The 17,460-nt window shown below is 45.5% G+C and carries 15 protein-coding genes; 8 read left to right on the forward strand and 7 right to left on the reverse strand.

Features of this window, described 5'->3' with window-relative positions; genetic code table 11:
- A complete protein-coding gene (gene bamA, locus YH65_RS02055) occupies window positions 1–2,376 on the forward strand; it encodes an outer membrane protein assembly factor BamA (RefSeq protein ID WP_046550409.1) in 2,376 nt (791 codons plus the stop codon).
- On the opposite strand, the gene YH65_RS02060 is transcribed toward bamA, so the two are convergent.
- Together YH65_RS02060 and pta are read right to left on the reverse strand one after the other, a co-directional pair.
- On the reverse strand, window positions 2,373–3,563 hold the full coding sequence (locus YH65_RS02060; protein WP_046550410.1) for an acetate/propionate family kinase: 1,191 nt from the start codon (window positions 3,561–3,563) through the stop codon (window positions 2,373–2,375). The two genes, bamA and YH65_RS02060, sit on opposite strands and share 4 nt — an antisense overlap.
- Complete coding sequence (gene pta / locus YH65_RS02065) at window positions 3,560–5,659, reverse strand: phosphate acetyltransferase (protein WP_046550411.1); 2,100 nt, start codon at window positions 5,657–5,659, stop codon at window positions 3,560–3,562. The genes YH65_RS02060 and pta overlap by 4 nt, the downstream gene beginning before the upstream one ends.
- A 99-nt stretch (window positions 5,660–5,758) precedes the next feature.
- Here pta and YH65_RS02070 point away from each other — a divergent pair, with 99 nt between their 5' ends.
- On the forward strand, window positions 5,759–7,882 hold the full coding sequence (locus tag YH65_RS02070; protein ID WP_046550412.1) for a nucleotidyltransferase family protein: 2,124 nt from the start codon (window positions 5,759–5,761) through the stop codon (window positions 7,880–7,882).
- A 19-nt stretch (window positions 7,883–7,901) separates the two neighbouring features.
- Here YH65_RS02070 and YH65_RS02075 read toward each other — a convergent pair whose 3' ends face one another.
- From YH65_RS02075 to plsY, 5 genes are all read right to left on the reverse strand, one after another.
- Window positions 7,902–9,428, reverse strand: coding sequence for a Ppx/GppA phosphatase family protein (locus tag YH65_RS02075; protein ID WP_046550413.1), 1,527 nt, complete (start codon window positions 9,426–9,428; stop codon window positions 7,902–7,904).
- A 7-nt stretch (window positions 9,429–9,435) separates the two neighbouring features.
- Entirely contained in the window at window positions 9,436–9,687 is a 252-nt protein-coding gene (locus YH65_RS02080; protein WP_046550414.1) for a YfhL family 4Fe-4S dicluster ferredoxin, read from the reverse strand.
- A 170-nt stretch (window positions 9,688–9,857) separates the two neighbouring features.
- Window positions 9,858–10,529 (reverse strand): homeostatic response regulator transcription factor HsrA, encoded by a 672-nt coding sequence (gene hsrA / locus YH65_RS02085; protein ID WP_046550415.1) that lies wholly within the window; start codon window positions 10,527–10,529, stop codon window positions 9,858–9,860.
- 155 nt (window positions 10,530–10,684) lie between these two features.
- Window positions 10,685–11,014 (reverse strand): dihydroneopterin aldolase, encoded by a 330-nt coding sequence (locus YH65_RS02090; protein WP_046550416.1) that lies wholly within the window; start codon window positions 11,012–11,014, stop codon window positions 10,685–10,687.
- Window positions 11,015–11,626, reverse strand: a complete 612-nt coding sequence (plsY, locus tag YH65_RS02095; RefSeq protein WP_425427562.1) for a glycerol-3-phosphate 1-O-acyltransferase PlsY — start codon at window positions 11,624–11,626, stop codon at window positions 11,015–11,017.
- Window positions 11,627–11,755: 129 nt separating this feature from the next.
- On the opposite strand from plsY, the gene nadA reads away from it, so the two are divergent.
- The 6 genes from nadA (at window position 11,756) to YH65_RS02125 (ending at window position 17,456) form a co-directional block, all read left to right on the forward strand.
- Window positions 11,756–12,751, forward strand: a complete 996-nt coding sequence (gene nadA, locus YH65_RS02100) for a quinolinate synthase NadA (RefSeq protein ID WP_046550418.1) — start codon at window positions 11,756–11,758, stop codon at window positions 12,749–12,751.
- A gap of 82 nt (window positions 12,752–12,833) precedes the next feature.
- Complete coding sequence (gene nadC, locus YH65_RS02105; protein WP_046550419.1) at window positions 12,834–13,652, forward strand: carboxylating nicotinate-nucleotide diphosphorylase; 819 nt, start codon at window positions 12,834–12,836, stop codon at window positions 13,650–13,652.
- 16 nt (window positions 13,653–13,668) lie between these two features.
- Window positions 13,669–14,652: a DHH family phosphoesterase gene (locus tag YH65_RS02110; RefSeq protein ID WP_245609211.1), complete on the forward strand. Its 984-nt coding sequence runs from the start codon at window positions 13,669–13,671 to the stop codon at window positions 14,650–14,652.
- Window positions 14,633–16,033, forward strand: a complete 1,401-nt coding sequence (gene pgp6, locus YH65_RS02115; protein WP_046550420.1) for a peptidoglycan metallopeptidase Pgp6 — start codon at window positions 14,633–14,635, stop codon at window positions 16,031–16,033. The genes YH65_RS02110 and pgp6 overlap by 20 nt, the downstream gene beginning before the upstream one ends.
- 90 nt (window positions 16,034–16,123) lie before the next feature.
- Window positions 16,124–17,008 carry a UDP-3-O-acyl-N-acetylglucosamine deacetylase gene (gene lpxC, locus YH65_RS02120; protein WP_046550421.1) on the forward strand — a complete coding sequence of 295 codons (885 nt, stop codon included), beginning with the start codon at window positions 16,124–16,126 and terminating at the stop codon, window positions 17,006–17,008.
- Window positions 16,989–17,456: a hypothetical protein gene (locus YH65_RS02125; RefSeq protein WP_046550422.1), complete on the forward strand. Its 468-nt coding sequence runs from the start codon at window positions 16,989–16,991 to the stop codon at window positions 17,454–17,456. Before lpxC ends, YH65_RS02125 begins: the two co-directional genes overlap by 20 nt.
- The last annotated feature ends 4 nt before the right edge of the window (window positions 17,457–17,460 follow it).

Genomic DNA, 17,460 nt, shown 5'->3' on the forward strand with positions numbered 1-17,460 from the left:
ATGATGACAAGGAAAATCGCTCTTTCGTGGATGCTGCTGGGCTCACTACTTCTGGCACAGAAAGTTACACAGATAAAATTTGAAGGTTTGGCACACCTTTCCCCTACTGTAGCCAAAGAGGTGGCCGGTGTCCATATCGGAGACACTATTGACAGTGAATTGCTTGACGAATCAGTGAAGAATTTTTTCGATCAAGGCTATTTTGAAGATGTATGGGTTGAGCAGAAGGGCGGTACGCTCATCTACCACTTCAACGAGAAAAGAGCTATTGCCAAAGTGATTGTGAACGGTTATGGTGACGACGGTAAGAAACTGCTTGAAAGTGCTGGTATCAAAAAAGGTGATCTTTATGACGAAATGCGCATAGAGAGAGCCAAGAAAACGATGCAGAAGGCACTTGAAGCCAAAGGGAATTATGACTCTGTAGTGGAAGTGACTACTAAACCTGTCGGGAAGAACGCTGTAGCGGTGACCTTTGATGTAAACAAAGGTGAGAAGATCAAGATCAAAAAGCTTAACTTCATCGGAGCGAAAGCACTGGACAAGAGCGATCTGGAAAGTGATCTTGTCAACAAAGAGGAGGATACACTCGGTTTCATTCCTTTCTTTTTTGACAATGGCGAAGTCAAGGTCGATCAGTTGGAGTATGATGCCTACAGACTCAAAGAGACCTATATGAAGCATGGTTATATCGATGCGGAGGTCAGTAAACCTTTGATGCGTGTGGATTACAGTTCCTATTCTGCAGAAGTGGATTACAAGATCAATGAAGGAAAACAGTATAAGGTTGGGAAAGTGAGTATTGCCCAAAGTATCCCTGGCCTAAAAATGGAAGATCTTGTCTCAGATCTTGACTTACACTCTGGAAGAGTGTTCAACATCACCAAGATGCGTAAAGACATAAAAATGCTGGAGAACAAAGCGGGTGACCTTGGATATGCTTATGCCAAAGTAACGCCAAATATGCACAAAGATCCAGAGAAGGGTACTGTGGATATACAGTATATCATCACTCCGGGACAGAAAGTGACCATTGGGGATGTGCTCATTTCAGGGAATAACGAGACAAAGGACAGAGTCATCAGACGCTACATCTATCTTGCTCCGGGCGACCTCTACAATGCAACCGATCTTAAAGAGAGTAAAAATGCGCTTCAGAGAACCGGCTTCTTTGAGAAAGTGGATATTCAGAGCCAAAGGGTTTCAGAAGACAAGATCAATCTCCTTGTCAAAGTCAAAGAGACACAGACCGGTACCATCTCTGCAGGTGGTGGATACGGCTCCTATGAAGGGTTCATGGTCAATGCTTCCATTTCCGACAGGAACCTGTTTGGATCGGGTATCAACTCTACATTTGGTGTTGAGTGGTCTAAAGTATCCCAGAACTTTAACCTCTCTTTTGTCAACCCAAGGGTTTGGGACAGTCTGTACAGTATGGGATTAAGTCTATATAAGAAGAAATATGACTACAACTATGATCAGACAGATGGTTATACGATCGACCAGCTTGGCGGATCACTCAATGTGGGGCGTGAATTCTGGAGGCATTTCTATGCTTCAGTTGGGGTTGGTTATGTAGATAACCAGTCTGAGTACAGCGATGAATACCTGCAGAACCTGAATTCGATTTCCAGCCAGTTCTATAATGATCAGTACAAAAAGATGTCTGGTTTTGCTTCTTTGAAGTTTGACAATACAGATGACTACCTTTTGCCAAGAGAGGGTTTTATTGCTTCAGTCAATGGGGAATTCTCACAGATGGATGGTGATATAACACAGGAGAATAGAGATAGAGGCTATACGGATTTTGCCAGTTTCACGAAGATCAATGCACGTTTTGGTGCATTCTATGGTATGGAAGATCTGATCGACTATGACCTGATCTTGCGATTCAAGGCGCGTTATACAAAGATCATCTCCGGAGATGACCAGTATATCCCTATTGGTGAACGACTTTTCATGGGTGGTGTTGGATCGGTCAGAGGATATAACCCATATTCTCTCTCTCCGGATGTTATAGGACAAGGTGGTATTCCCGGGTATCCGGGAAGTAGAATTGGTGGTACTGAACGTGAGTCAATCTCACTGGAAGCGAATATTCCTCTCTCTGATGCGGCAAAAATGAGGCTCTCAGCCTTTTATGATATCGGTAGGATAAGTACGGATGCCATACGCAGAACCCCGAATAGTAATGTGGATTTCCATGATCCAAGCCAGTCGTACTATGGCGATTCACTTGTAAGATCCTCAACAGGTGCCGTGATAGAGTGGCAGTCGCCTTTCGGTGCGATCAACCTGATCTTCGCCTATGCAATCAATCCGGATGAGTATGATGATACGGCAACCTTTGAATTCTCGATGGGGAACCAGTTCTAAGAGAGTCGGCTGATGACCTCTTTTGTCTGCCTTGCTATCTCCAGCTCTTCATTGGTGGGGATGACAAGAAGGTCAATCCTGCTTTCAGGGTTGTGGATAGCAGACTTTTCTCCTGAAACAGAACGGTTTTTCTCTTTATCTAATATCATTCCAAAAGTCTGTTTCATCCCTTTGCATACCATTTTTCGTATCAAGTCGGCATGCTCACCTATACCTCCGGTAAAAATTATGGCATCTACATGTCCGAGTGATGTGGCATAGGCTCCGATATATTTTTTGATGCGATAGACGTACATTTCCAAGGCAAGTTGACTTTTATCATCGCCGCCGTTTATCTTTTCGATGATCTTTCTCATGTCATTATTCCCGCAGACACCCTTGAGGCCGCTCTTTTTGTTAAGCATAGCGTCAACAGCTTCAACATCCATTTCCTGTGTCTGTACAAGATAGGGGATGATCGCCGGATCAATGTCGCCTGAACGTGATCCCATCATCAGGCCTTCAAGCGGTGTCATGCCCATGGAAGTATCGATGCTTCTGCCCCCTTTGATGGCTGCGGCACTGGCTCCATTACCCAGATGCAGAGTAATCAGGTTGAGCGTTTCCAAAGGTTGCTGAAGCATTTTGGCCGCTTCTTTGGCAACATAAGCATGAGAGGTACCGTGAAAGCCGTAACGACGCACATGAGCTTCTTCATAAAGATCGTAGGGCAGAGGATAGCGTGCTGCATATTCAGGCATAGTCTGGTGAAAAGCGGTATCGAATACGGCGACCTGTTTGAGTGCCGGATAGGCTTTTGCAATGACCTCTATACCCTCAAGATTAGAAGGGTTGTGAAGTGGTGCCAGAGGTATGAGCGAGCGTATCTGCTCTATGACCTCTGTATTGATCAGTGTCGGTCTGGAAAAATACGGTCCTCCGTGTACTACGCGATGGCCTACTGCATTTAGTTCAGTGACATCTGTAATGATGTGAGATTCCTTTAAAAGGGAGAAGAGCGTCTCGAAGGCTTCATAGTGGTCTTTGATGGTTGAGGTATGTTCTCTTTGTTCATTGGCATATGTCAGGACTGTATAGCTCTCTTTCTCTCTGATACGTTCAATGGTGACGGAAGCGATACTCTCTTCATCGATGAAATACTGGCATTTGAGCGATGAACTGCCTGCATTGAGTACCAGGATTTTCATGATCTCTCCAGATGCTGTGCCTGTACGGCAGTAATGGCGACAGTGTTGACGATGTCATCGACCAGACAGCCGCGGCTGAGGTCATTGACAGGAAGTTTCAGCCCCTGTAGAATGGGACCGATAGCAATGGCACCTGTGGAACGCTGCACCGCTTTGTAGGTGTTGTTTCCTGTATTGAGATCTGGGAAGATGAATACGGTTGCACGGCCGGCAACCTTGCTGTTTGGCAGTTTCTTTCTGGCAACCTTCATATCGATGGCGGCATCGTACTGTATGGGCCCTTCGATAAGCATGTCAGGGCGCATCTTCTGGGCTATTCTTGTTGCTTCCCTTACCTTTTCGACATCAGGACCGCTCCCTGAATCCCCCGTAGAGTAGGAAAGCATGGCGACCCGTGGTTCTATGCCGAACTGTGCAGCGGTATCTGCCGAGGAAATGGCTATGTGCGCAAGCTGTTCGGCATTGGGGTCGAGGTTAACAGCACAGTCACCATAGACCAGTACTTTGGTATCGAGCAGCATAAAAAATATGCTTGAGACGATGGAAATACCGGGTTTTGTTTTGATGATCTGCAGGGCAGGACGGATGGTGTCGGCTGTGGTATGCGTTGCTCCTGAGACCATACCGTCCGCCATACCGTTGTAAAGCATCATCGTGGCAAAATAGTTCCTGTGCTCCATGGCATCTTTGGCGGCATTAAGTGTCAGTCCCTTGGAGGCACGGAGCGTTTGGAACTGCCGGGAGAACTTTTCAATCAGTCCACTTTTGGCCGGCTCCATGATCTGTGCTTTTGAAATATCGACTCTGAGCTGTGCCGCTCGATGATGAATGCTCTCTTCCTCTCCGAGCAGAATGATATCAACGATATCTCTCTGTAAGAGGATGGCTGTGGCTTTGAGGATACGCTCATCATCACTTTCTGGCAGGAGGATGCGCTTGCGTAAGGAACGTGCCTGTTCAAAAAGGCTGTACTGGAACATGAGGGGTGTCATTACATTGTTTTGGCTCTGTCTGAATTTCTGGGCTATTCTCTCTTTGTCGACATATTTGTCGAAGAGCGCTTTGACCAGCGTGATCTTGTCTGTGTCTTCGGGACTGATCTTTGCCCGAACCTCCGCCACTGCAATTGCTGTTTCATAGCTGTCACTGTGTATGGTAAAAATGGGAATAGGAGCAGAAGTGGAAAAATCCTTGATCAGATCGATAATGGTATTGCTGGGTTCTATACCTCCACTGAGTATCATTCCGACGATGTTGGGATGATTCTTTGCTGCATAGGAGGTGAGAGAAGCCAGTATGATGTCATTACGGTCTGCGGGTACGATGATGAGGTCCTCGTCCGCAATGCGCTTGAGATAGTTTTCTACACCCATCGCCACGATCTTAGTGCTGCGCACCAAATGGTTGAGCTGCTCTTCTTCTCCCAAGATCATTTTGGCATCGAGTGTTTTGACGATCTGACGCAGTGTAGGTGTATCGACTTCCTTCACCTCGGGGAGAATATAGACCTGTTTCTCTTTTCCTGAATTTTCTACTTCCTGCAGTAGGGTTTCCATACAGTCCTCATCACAGCGGTTGACAAAGGTGGCAAGTTCGCCGCAGCTTTCGGTTTTTATGGCCTCTGTGATGATCTGGATCTCATTGATGATCTCATCACTGTTCTTTTTCCAGGCATTGATCACAGGGATAAAAGCCGTACCGAGATTTTTGGCGATCTTGAGGTTGATATCGAAATCAAAGGTAGAGGCAAACCGATTTCTCGGATACCCATCCATCATAACAAAATCATACTCCCTGTGCAGCTTATCCACTTTGGCCATAAGCTCTTCAAAGAATGTCTCTTCACGGTCATCTGCAAAGGCCTGGATGACCTCTGACTCAGTGAATCCATAACAGGCTTCATAGGGGATTTTCAGCCCGAAATGTTCACGCATGAAACCGATGTGGGTCTCATCTTCTTTTCGGTCAGGAATGACGGGGCGGAAAAAAGCGACATTGGTATAGCGCCCTTTCAGCATCTCCATGAAGCCTATAGCAATGATCATTGTGCCCGACTGGGGTTCCGTGGAAGCGATGTAGATGCTGGCATGTTGCATGCAGATCCTTTTTCAAGATATAGGTATGATTTTAACATAAAACATCAAAAGGTATAATGTCACTATTGTTTCATTGCCGCACAAATATTTAGGATAATCATGCATTCATATATAGAGATCTTCAACTTTACGCCAACCCCAGAATATAGACCGCTTGAAAGCCTTGCCCCCATCATAAGGGAAAGTATGCTTAACCAAAAGGCAGCAGCTGTTCTGGGAGAAGGTGGGCTGGATACATTTGCGCTAAAGATCCTGGAATGCATGCAAGTCTATTACCGCCTTGTAGGCATCAATGAAGAGGTGATAGCAGGGAAGGGCAGTGTAGTGCCGCAGGGAATACTGCCAAGGTTCACTGAAGGGCTGATACACTATTTTCAGGCTCTCAAAGAGGATATGGCAGGGAACAAAGAGATCGCAGTTCTTCAGAATTCCGGGATCACGACGATCAAAATACGTTACAAATATACGGAGAGTGTGATCAAAAAACTCGTCAAACTGGGGCTTAATGATCCGGCTCTACTAGATGATCCTCTCAGTATATTTATGAAAGGCGGGGCACTGCATGACCTGATCGGTATGCTTTTTATCTGTTCAAGCCCCTATGAGCGCGAGTGGGCGGCAAGGGCACTTTACAGCTTTTTTGATTATGAGCACCGAACGGATGACCATTTGCTGTACGGGTTTTACAGTGTGAAAAGAAAGAGCGGATACCGTGGCCTGCACTGCGACCATACCCGTTTCTATCCTCGTTTCGATACACGTTTCAAAGAGGAAAAACCATTGGAAGATGATATTTTTGAACTGTATGATCCTGTGATGTCCGAAATTGAAATACTAGATCGTTTCAGATATTTCTTTAATATCGAGATACAGTTGCATACGGCGTTTGAAAACCTTTGGGCTGGTATGGAACATAGAAACAGTTACAATATTCAGGCCAAAGGGGCAGGCCGGAGTGAAAAGATCGCTGTGCAGTGGAACCTGCTTTCCGATACGATGAAAAACCTTGAAATACAGTTTGAACGCTTACAGGTCGATACTGAACAGGCCCGTTTCGATGTAGGGTACCGTCAAGGATATACCTTTGTCAAAAATGTATTGGAACGGTTGGATACGTCGGCATATCAGACCTATCTTTCGTATGTAAAAAAGAGTGAATCGCTTGAAACACTGCTCAAGGACCATGAGATCTCAAGACAGGGGTATGTGGAAGAGGCTTATAGACTTTCAAAAGAACTTGAAGTGATCGCCAAAGTGCAGAACTACCCGACGGTGAAGATCCTTTTTTTAATGCAGAGTGCCTTTATGCATTATGGGCTGGCCAACCACCGAAGCTATTTCAACAGTGAAGATATCTACCGTTTTGTACAGGAGGCATTAAGACGTTATCTTGATATTTATGAACTGCTCAAAGCAGATGAGAGTATCTATAAATGCAATCTTTTGATGATCATCGTGATCCTCCGCTATCATCAGTTGGCACAGCAGTATGGCCTGGGCCTGATTCATACGGGAGAAGGGGTAATGAGTGAAGAGGAACTTGCTCTTGTCAATTATGCGACGAATCTCAGGCTTTTTAAAGACCTTCTGACCCAGCTCAATGAATTGACACCTGAAGAGTTGAGTGAGATCAAAAATGATGATACCGCTTTTTTGAAAATGATACACCGTACCGATGTACTTGCCAGAGAGTGGGAACTGCTCATGAATGAGTCACCGCAGGAGCATGCGCATATAGATAAAGAGGTGGCACGTTTCAGAACACGTTATGTTACGTCTGAACTCCTGGAACATTTTAAAACCCTGCTTGAGAATAATAAGATCAAAAATGTCAGTTACCTGGTGAAGTTCTATACAACGCTGGTATGGCATGGGCTGATCGTTCCTCTGGATGCACTTGTACAGATCATCCACTATTCTGCCTATGACAAGATTAAGACAAGTGATCTTTTTTATTATGAACTGGCTGCCTACAAGTTTTTGGTAGTGGAGGGGTGTGAAAGTATGAAGGACTGTTCCATAAGGAAAGAGCTCCGTAAGATGCCTGAGGAGAGAAAAAGACACTTTGGAGATTTTCACCGTAAAAATATGATACGGCAGATTTTCAAAATTTATAAAAATGAACCGCATTTTACCTTTTTGCGGGCTAAGTTCCGTTTTGAGCAGCTCACAACGATCCCCTTCAAGATGGATCACTTCAGTGAAACAATAACGAATACATGATGTGTATATGTGGTAAGAGTCAGGATATTCCCAATGCTTTGTTTTTAGGTATTTTATTTCTGTCTTTGATGATGATGGCGAAAGGTACAGGCTTTTCAAGTTTTCTGATCTTCTCTTTTGCCAGATAGAGTGGTTGGTCCGATGTGATCGTCAATGTTTTGTCTTTATAGCCGAAATCGATCTGTGCGGAGTGTGACGTTTCATGCAGAAATACGGTTAGTGTATAGATGAAACTAAGCCAGAGAAGGGTCTTTTTTTCAGGAAGAATCACACTGTATTCCTCGACAAGCGGTTGGTAGAGTAGCTCTCTACCGTGTATACGCAGCAGTGAGGAGACAAGGACTATCTCTTCATGGGTGAATCCGTAGTTCAACTCCTGTATAGCAATATAAAAGGCTGTTTCATGAGAGTTGTATACATTGAGTATTTCTCCGATATAGGAGAGTTTCAGTGCCCAGGTGAGCTCATTTTTATAACGTCTGTCATCTTTGATCTCTTTTTGCATGACCTTGTAGAGTCTTGAGGCGATCTTCAGTTTTCCACGGTTCTTCTGTTCCAGTTTGATGAGAGGATGAAAACGGTCCAGGATAGAGGTAACGCTAGGATTGATATCTTTGGGGAAAGCAAGGCCTTCGTTTCTGAGCATTTGTTCGAGAAAAACACCTTCACGTACTCCAACCGCACTACTGACTACTTTTTGGGTACCGAGACGAGAAAGGATCTCGCTAAAGATCAAAGTCCCCTCACGGATAGTATCGTAGCGGCTCTTTTTCAGGTTGAATTTTTTAAGGCCTTTGGCAGAGCTTCTGGGAATGGCATCGAAATAGTTCCTCCATGCTTTAACCTCATAGGTAAAGGCGTGCAGTTTGTCCAGAGGATGCTTACTGCGTTTCATGACCCCTTTGCTGAGTGCCCTTGCCGTACCGCCTATGCCGACAGCTACACTATGCCTGAACTTGGCAGGCAGTTTTTCAAGCTCCTGATGTATGAATGCTTTGGCATGCATATTGCTCTCTTTAACAGAACACTCTTTGTCAAAGAAGAGTTCTTTAAGGCGGACGGTACCGAGATCGAGAGAATGGGTATCAATAATGCGTCCATTCTCGATCAGGGCGATATCGGAAGAGCCTCCGCCGATATCGATGGTAATGGCATCATTGAGGGGAAGCAGGTTGTTCGCGGCGATTGCACCGAGTTTGGCTTCCTCTTTCCCGTTGATGACCTTGATATGGAGCCCAAGTTCTTTTTTGATCCACTTGACAAATAGATTTCCGTTGGGTGCATCACGAAGTGCGGAGGTCGCCACACAGATCGTTTTGCGTACCTGATATTTATGGATGGTATAGATGAAAGACTGAAGTGCAAGAAAAGCACGTTCTATGCCGGCAGGCTGGAGGTAGCCCTCTTTTTCATAAGCCCCTTCGCCTATACGTACCTTTGATTTCTGTTCACAGATGAGATGGAAGCCGTAATGGCTACTCCTTTCAAAAATGACCAGCCTGGCCGAGTTGGAACCGATATCGATGATCGCGGTCCGTTTGGCCATGACCTAGCTACTCTTCTTCCTGCAGTTTTTTATATTTGAATTTCAGTTCTTCAATGTTCTCGACATTGTCCGGGTCAGAGATAATGCAGTCTACCGGGCACACAGCGATACACTGCGGTTCATCGAAATGTCCTACGCACTCGGTACAGCGGTCTGCATCTATAATATAAATTGGGTCATTCTCTTCGATCGCCTCGTTGGGACACTCTTCTCTACACGCGTCACATGCTATACATTCATCAGTTATTAAAAGCGCCATTATTTCCTCTGTTTTCGGCCTCTCTATGAGGACCGTTAGTTATGTATTCGAGTTATAACCCAATAAACCTTATGCTTTATTTAAAAAAAGGGTAAAAAAGAGCTTTGGGGAAAATTTGGAAAGCGAAGGAGCAGATTGGGGTACCTGTGGGTCAGGAGTACCCCGTATTATTAGGATATTTTTTTGGGAAAACAGAATCTGTAGCCGCGTCTTCTAACTGTTTCAATGGTAGTGATGTCAAGTGGTTTGTCCATCTTCTGGCGGATCTGGTTAATGGCGACCTCAATGACATTGGGGGTAACAAGTTCTGGTTCTTCCCAGATAGCATCGAGCAATTGCTCTTTGGAAACGATCTGGTCTTTATGCATAGCAAGGTGTGTCAATACTTCGAAGGGTTTTCCCTTGAGCTCTATCTCATTTCCCTGGTAAATGATCTTCTCTTCTTCCGGGTTAATGATTAGCTCTTCGATCTCGATAATGTTGGAAATGCCGAAGCGCAGTTTGGCTTCGATACGGATGAGCAGTATATCCTCGTCGATCGGTTTGCGGATGAAATCGTCTGCACCGGAACGAAGCGCCTCTATTTCAGTCTCTTTGCTTGGATCTTCCGAGAGAATAATGACGGAAGTCTTGTGTGCCTCTTTTTTGATATCTGCAATGAGCGCGGTATTAGGTTTGCCTGTACCCCATCCTATCAGTACGAGATCGTAGTTACGGATATCGAGGTAGTATTTGGCATCACCCATGTTCTCAGCCAGATCACACTGGTAATTGTTCTCTACAAGTACTTTCTCCAGAGTGTTGCCCAGGATCTTGTCTTCTTCAATGATCAATACTCTCATTTGAATCCTTTATTTTTTACGTGTTACGTGTATCATATATAATCTGCTTACTCTCTTTAAACCTGCATTTCGTAATATTCGGATTAAAGTTAAACCATTCTTAATTATATCATAAAACAAGAGGTTCCTGAAAGTTTTTTTAAAAAAACTTTCTCTCAGTTCAAAATCCAGTGGTTACTCAGGGCAACATGGCATTGGGGAAGGATGTTCGGTTTTGTGATCTTCAGTGTAAGATCCGTTATCTGTGGGTAGGTAGATGTGATAATGCTTTTCAGGCCAAGGAGGGCTTCCTCGAGCAGTTCGTAGCGCTTCTCTTTGAGCTCTTTTTCTATCAATATGACAATATCGCCATAGTCGACAAAACTCTCTTCATTGTAGGCATAGTCCGCTGTCATATCGATAATAACCCTCTGTGTATGTTCGCGTTCAAAATCAAGAAGGCCGATAATGATATCGAGCGTCAGTGCTTCAATATGGATGGTCATTTAGACTTTGGCCTCCTCGTGCTTGAAAAGACGGACAATGTTGGGAATATGTTTGTAAAAGATGATAATAGCGATGATCCAGATAGGGGCATGTGAACCGATCCCCGGTACGACAGGGTAGAGGATGTACGAAGCGATGATAAATGCTGTCAGTGCAATGAGAGAAGAGAGAGAAGAGATCTTCAACCCTTTGCCTGCTGCGAGCCAGACAACAATGGCAATAAGGGCCGGGATCGGCATCATGACCAGCAGTACGCCAAAACCTGTCGCTACGCCTTTGCCACCTTCGAACATGAGAAAAGCAGAGAAGCAGTGGCCTACGACAGAGAGAACAGCTATCGTCCAGAGGACGCTTTCCGGGGCACCGAGCATCTTGGCGACAAGGATGACGATGATCCCCTTGATCGCATCAAGGAAGAGTGTGGCTGCCCCGAGCTTTTTGGCAAGTTTGGGATCTTTCTCTTTGACGACACGCAGTACGTTCGTTGCACCGATGTTCCCGCTTCCCGCATTTTTGATATCCACACCGGCGAACTGTTTTGCCAGCAGGTAACCGAAAGGGATGCCTGCAATGAGATAGGCCGAGAGGTAGAGGATAAGATTGATGTTCATTATGAATTCCATGATTTGAATTTGATGGTGCAATTTTAACCGAATTTTGATAAAATAGCCAGAAATTGTCATCAAGCTGCATGATAGTGAAGGCAGTACAGGGTGAAATTCGGGTTTTGAAGGAAAGCTATGGGCATAGATTATAAAGCAGAGATAGAGCGACTCAAGCAGGAACTTCCTGTCACCGTGGTTGCACACTACTATCAGAGGGATGAAGTTTTTGAGATGGCGGATATTACCGGGGACAGTCTTGAACTGGCACGCAAATGTAAAGCGGACGAGAATCCCTGGGTAGTCTTCTGCGGTGTCGGTTTTATGGGGCAGAGCGTCAAGGTGATCGCACCGGAAAAACGTGTTTTGATGCCAAAGATCGCCTGCTGTGCAATGGCGCGTATGATCGATGGAAGTTATTTTGACGATTCGATCGATTATATGGTGAAACATGGCATTGAAAAAGAGAATATACTGCCTATTACCTACATCAACTCTGATGCGACGGTCAAAGCGAAGGTCGGAGAGATGGGAGGGATGGTCTGTACCTCCTCCAACGCCTTCAAGATCATCGAAAAAGGTCTGGAGAGCGGCAAGAAGATCCTCTTTGTTCCCGACAGATGTCTCGGGCAGAATTTTGCTATACAAATGGGGTTGAAATCCTGCGTGATCGGTGAGGGTGAATGTGACCCCAAAGAGGCCGATGTCATCTGTTTCAACGGTTTCTGTTCCGTACACCAGCTCTTTACCCTGGACGATATCGAATTCTACCGCAACAAATTTCCGGGCATCAAGATAGCAGTACACCCGGAGTGTGATCCCAAGATAGTAGCTGCCGCAGATTTTTCAGGTTCGACCTCCCAGCTCATCAAGTATGTCTCCGAGCTTGACCCGGAACAGAAAGTGGCGGTGGGAACGGAATACAACCTGGTCAACCGCATGCGAAAGAAGAATACCTATGTCCTCTCGTCCACCAAACCGGAGTGCCCGACGATGAACGAAACGACACTCGAAGATCTCTACAATACCCTCAAATCCATCGAGGACGATCAGCCGATCAACGAGATCGTGGTGGACCCGCATACGGTCAAGTATGCCAACCTTGCACTCGAGAGAATGCTGGAAATTAAATAGTGCTACGTGCTACGTGCTACGTGCTACGAATATCTCGTAACACGTAACACGTAATCCGTAACACGTCATTCAGGGAATGCACATGTTAAAAAAAAGATTTATAGAAGCCTTGGTTTCCGAAGATATCGGACGGGGGGACCTTTTTTCCCGTATCAGCGAGAGCAGGGATATCCGCGCCTATCTTATTGCCAAAAGTGATGGAGTGTTTGGGGGTCGGGAGTATGTTGAAGTATTGGCCGATATGTATGACCTGGCACTGAGTTGGGATATCAGGGATGGTGAGCCTTTTAAAAAAGGGCACAAACTGCTTCTGGTCAGTGGAGACTCCAAGCGCATTCTCTCTCTGGAGCGTTCCATGCTCGATATGGTACTGCACGCCTCTTCCATTGCTACACTGACGGCACAGTATGTCAAAGCAATTGAAGGTACGGGTGTCAAACTGCTTGATACAAGAAAAACGCGACCGCTGCTGCGTGAATTTGAAAAATATGCAGTACGGTGCGGAGGGGGACTGAACCACCGTATGGGACTGGACGACTGTCTGATGCTCAAAGATACCCACCTCAAGACTATCGATGATCTGGATGCATTTATGCAGGAAGTACGGCAGAAGATTCCTTTTACCTCAAAAGTCGAAATTGAGTGTGAGAGTCTGGAGATGGTCAAAAAGGCAATGCAGGCAGGTGCAGATATAGTAATGTGTGACAATATGAGTCTTGAAGAGACAGGGGAAGTAGTGGCTTACAGAAATGAGAGCTACCCGCACATCCTGCTTGAGGCCAGTGGGAACGTTACACTTGAGACTATCACCCAAATCGCTGCTACAGGAGTAGATGCGATCTCTTCAGGATCTATCATCCATCAGGCCAACTGGATCGACCTTTCGATGAAAGTCGAATAGTGAATAGACCAGTGTTATGATGACTGATAGCGGAAACCTCCCTTATGATGAAGCACAAAAACTGATAGAAGAAGCGGACTCTATTACCATACTCTCCCATCTCAACCCTGATCCTGATGCTATCGGAACAGCATTGGGTATTTACAATATCCTGAAAGAATCGAAGAGAAAAAGAGTGGAGGTTGTGAACGCTTCGAACGAACTGCCGCGCTATCTTGATTTTCTGGCAGGATTTGAAAAGATCAAAACAAAAATGGAATACGGGAAGAGTCTGATCATTGCCTGTGACTGTGCAAACCTGGAGCGGCTTGGGTTTGACCTTAAAGGACGGCAGATACTCAATATCGACCATCATCGCAGCAATGAGGGGTACGGGACGCTCAATGTGGTCCTGCCGGAGTACGCTTCCTCTTCCCAGGTTGCATTTGAACTTTTTAAAAAGCATTATGCGATCTCTGCGAAGAGTGCAGAGTGTTTGTATGCCGCACTGCTTTCGGATACACGCTATTTCACCACCTCTTCAGTGACAGCCCGTGTCTTTGAAGTGGCCAGAGAGATGGTAGAGATCGGGGTGGATCCTGCGAGAGTGGCCTACCACTTCACTCAGAGACGCTCTCTTGCCTCATTTCGTATTCTGCAGCGGGCGCTGAAAAGTTTGAAACTTTACAGCGATGCCCGTATCGCCGTACTCTATGTGACCAAAGAAGATATCGCCGCAACGGGTGCGACTGTACCCGATATGGATGGGATTGTGGACTATGCCCGTTCTCTGGCGACTGTGGAAGTGGCAGTCTTCCTGATGGAGCTCAAAGAGGGGATCAGAGTCTCTTTCCGCAGCAAAGGAATCGATGTCAACGTCATTGCCGCCGACTTTGGCGGCGGTGGGCATAAAGTAGCCGCAGGTGTGACCTTTAAAGCAGGTAACTTACAAGAAATAATAGATACAATAGTATTAAAAATTCAAGAAACAGGATTGAAAAATGGCAAAGAAAAGACGTAGCGGAAATATTGCGAACAAGATATTTTCCCTGCTGCTGCTGGTCGGGATAGCCGCAGGTGCCTGGTATGTCTATACAGCACCGGAGTTCGAACGGGTCAAACCACAGATCGAAAGTGAAAAGCATGTGTTCTGGAACAGAAAAGAACCACTCAAGGTCAAAGTAACGGACAATGTCGGTCTAAATTCCTATGAGGTCAAACTCTCTGACGGGACTAAAAGCGTGATACTCGACCAGGGCTTTTTCAACCAGGGGACCAAAGAAGCGCTCATAAAGGTGAAATACCCCAAAGGAAAAGTGTTTGATCCCAAAGCAAAAGAATACAGGCTGACCGTGACGGTAGGCGACAGAAGTATGTGGAATATGATGGAGGGGAATAGAGCGACAAAAACGGTTGATGTGACAATGGATTATAAAAGGCCCAATGTCAATATCCTTGCCAATTCCCGTATGATAAACCAGGGCGGTTCCGCACTGGTGGTCTTCCAGGCGGATGATGAAAATATGGATGAGCTGTATGTACTTGCCAACAAGAACAGGTTCAAAGTACAGCCGTACAAAAAAGAGGGCTATTATGCCGCCCTGATCGCCTGGCCGTTCAAAGATGAGAGTTTCGATGCAAAGATCGTGGCAACGGACCTGGCAGGAAACAGACGTGAAGTGCATATTCCTTATTATCACGGTAACCCAAGATACAAGACTTCGTACATCAAAGCGACCGATAAATTCATCAACGGCAAGATCACCGATCTGGCTTCAAGTGATCCTGAATATGCCGATATCACTGACAAACTTGAAAAACTCAAAGCGATCAATGAGACTATGCGCCTGAAAAATGAAGTACTGATACACAAAAAGAGCAAACCTGTCTCAGATGAGATGGTTGACAACTGGAAGATCAAAAAGTTCTATCCACTGAGAAACGGGAAGAAAGTGGCAAGTTTCGGTGACCACCGTTACTATTATTACGGCAAGAAAGATAATGTTGTTTCGGAATCCTACCATGTAGGGTATGACCTGGCAAGCAACAGTATGGCAGATATCAAAGTATCCAACTCCGGAAAAGTGGTCTTTGCCGAAGATAACGGTATTTACGGGAATATGCTCCTGATCGACCATGGTCTCGGTCTCTATACGCTTTATGGGCACTGTTCGAAGTTCCTGGTCAATGAGGGTGATGAGGTGCATGCAGGGCAGGCCATAGCCAAAACTGGAATGACCGGGCTTGCTTTGGGTGACCATCTGCATTTTGGTATACTGGTCCAAGGTATAGAGGTCAGGCCGATCGAATGGTTCGACAAGTCATGGATCAACAAATTCATCAACAAACCTTTCAAGCAGGCTGATGCTATTATTTCTCCACCGGTAACAAAAGGAGGCTAAAAAAAGTAAGGGTATACATTGAGTTCTATACTTTGCAATTATTTATATTTTATAGTATAATAGCAAAAAATCAAACTAAGGAGTTTCTTTATGCAGCAACGTACTATTCAAAAAGCTGTCGAAGTCATCGGTATCGGCCTGCATAAAGGTGAACCTATCAGGCTGAGACTCGAACCGCTCGCTGCAAATGCAGGTATTGTTTTTTACCGTGAAGATCTTGCCTTAAGTATCCCGCTCTCTCCCGATGCTGTCATCGATACGCGTATGGCTACGGTCATAGGCAGTGAAAAAGGCTTCATCTCCACGATCGAACATTTTCTTTCAGCCATATATGCCTATGGGATAGACAATATGCGTGTGGTAGTAGATGGGAATGAAATGCCCATCATGGACGGTTCGTCCATCTCCTTCTGTCTGCTCCTCGATGAAGCGGGTATAAAGGAACTGGATGTTCCCAAAAAGGTCATTCGTGTCAAAAAAGCCGTCGAGATCAAAGAGGGTGACAAATTTGTCCGCCTCCTGCCCTCCGAGAAAGCTACTTTTGATTTCAGAATTAAGTTTGACCACCCGGTCATCGGGGAACAGAGTGAACGCTTTGAATTCGGTACCCATAATTTCATCGAAGAGATCGCCAGAGCAAGGACCTTCGGCTTTGCCAAAGACATCCAGTATCTGCAAAGCCAGAACCTGGCACTTGGGGCGACCCTGCAGAATGCCATCGGCTTGGACGACCATAAGGTACTCAACCCAGAAGGGCTTCGTTTCGAGAACGAATTTGCCAGACACAAGATCCTTGATGCCATGGGAGATATGATGGTTTCGGGACACAACATTCTTGCAAAGTATGAATCATTCGCCGGCAGCCATAACCTGAACTACAGACTCACCTCCAAACTGCTTTCAGACAGTAGAAATTACGAGTTCGTTGCGGTCGAAGCGTTACAAAGCAGGGCTTTTGCAAAATCCTTCGCATAAATTCCAACTGCTTATTATCTCTATTGCCACACCGCTTTTGGTAGGCGTTTACAGAGAAGGTGAACTGATCGAAGAGATCAGCTCAGATCAAAAAACCTCTGAAATCCTGCTTCCTCTGATTACTGAGATCATGGAACGTTACTCTATAGAGAGTATCATTTACACCAGAGGACCGGGTTCATACATGGCCATCAAGCTGACCTATATCATGCTTAAGACCATCGAGATCCTGCGTGATATCCCCTGTTATGGATGCAGTGCTTTTCTCCTGAACGGGGGTCGACCCATCAAAGCCATAGGCAAACTCTATTTTATCAAGGAAAAAGAGACTATAATTACAAAAAAATATGAACAGCCGCCTGAAACGGAGTTTGGATTACCCCAGCGTATTCATGATCTTGAATTGGATGAAGAATCGACACCTGAGTATCTGCTCCCGGCCGTTTGATAAA

The organism is Sulfurovum lithotrophicum (assembly GCF_000987835.1).
In the GTDB taxonomy this organism is placed as follows: domain Bacteria; phylum Campylobacterota; class Campylobacteria; order Campylobacterales; family Sulfurovaceae; genus Sulfurovum; species Sulfurovum lithotrophicum.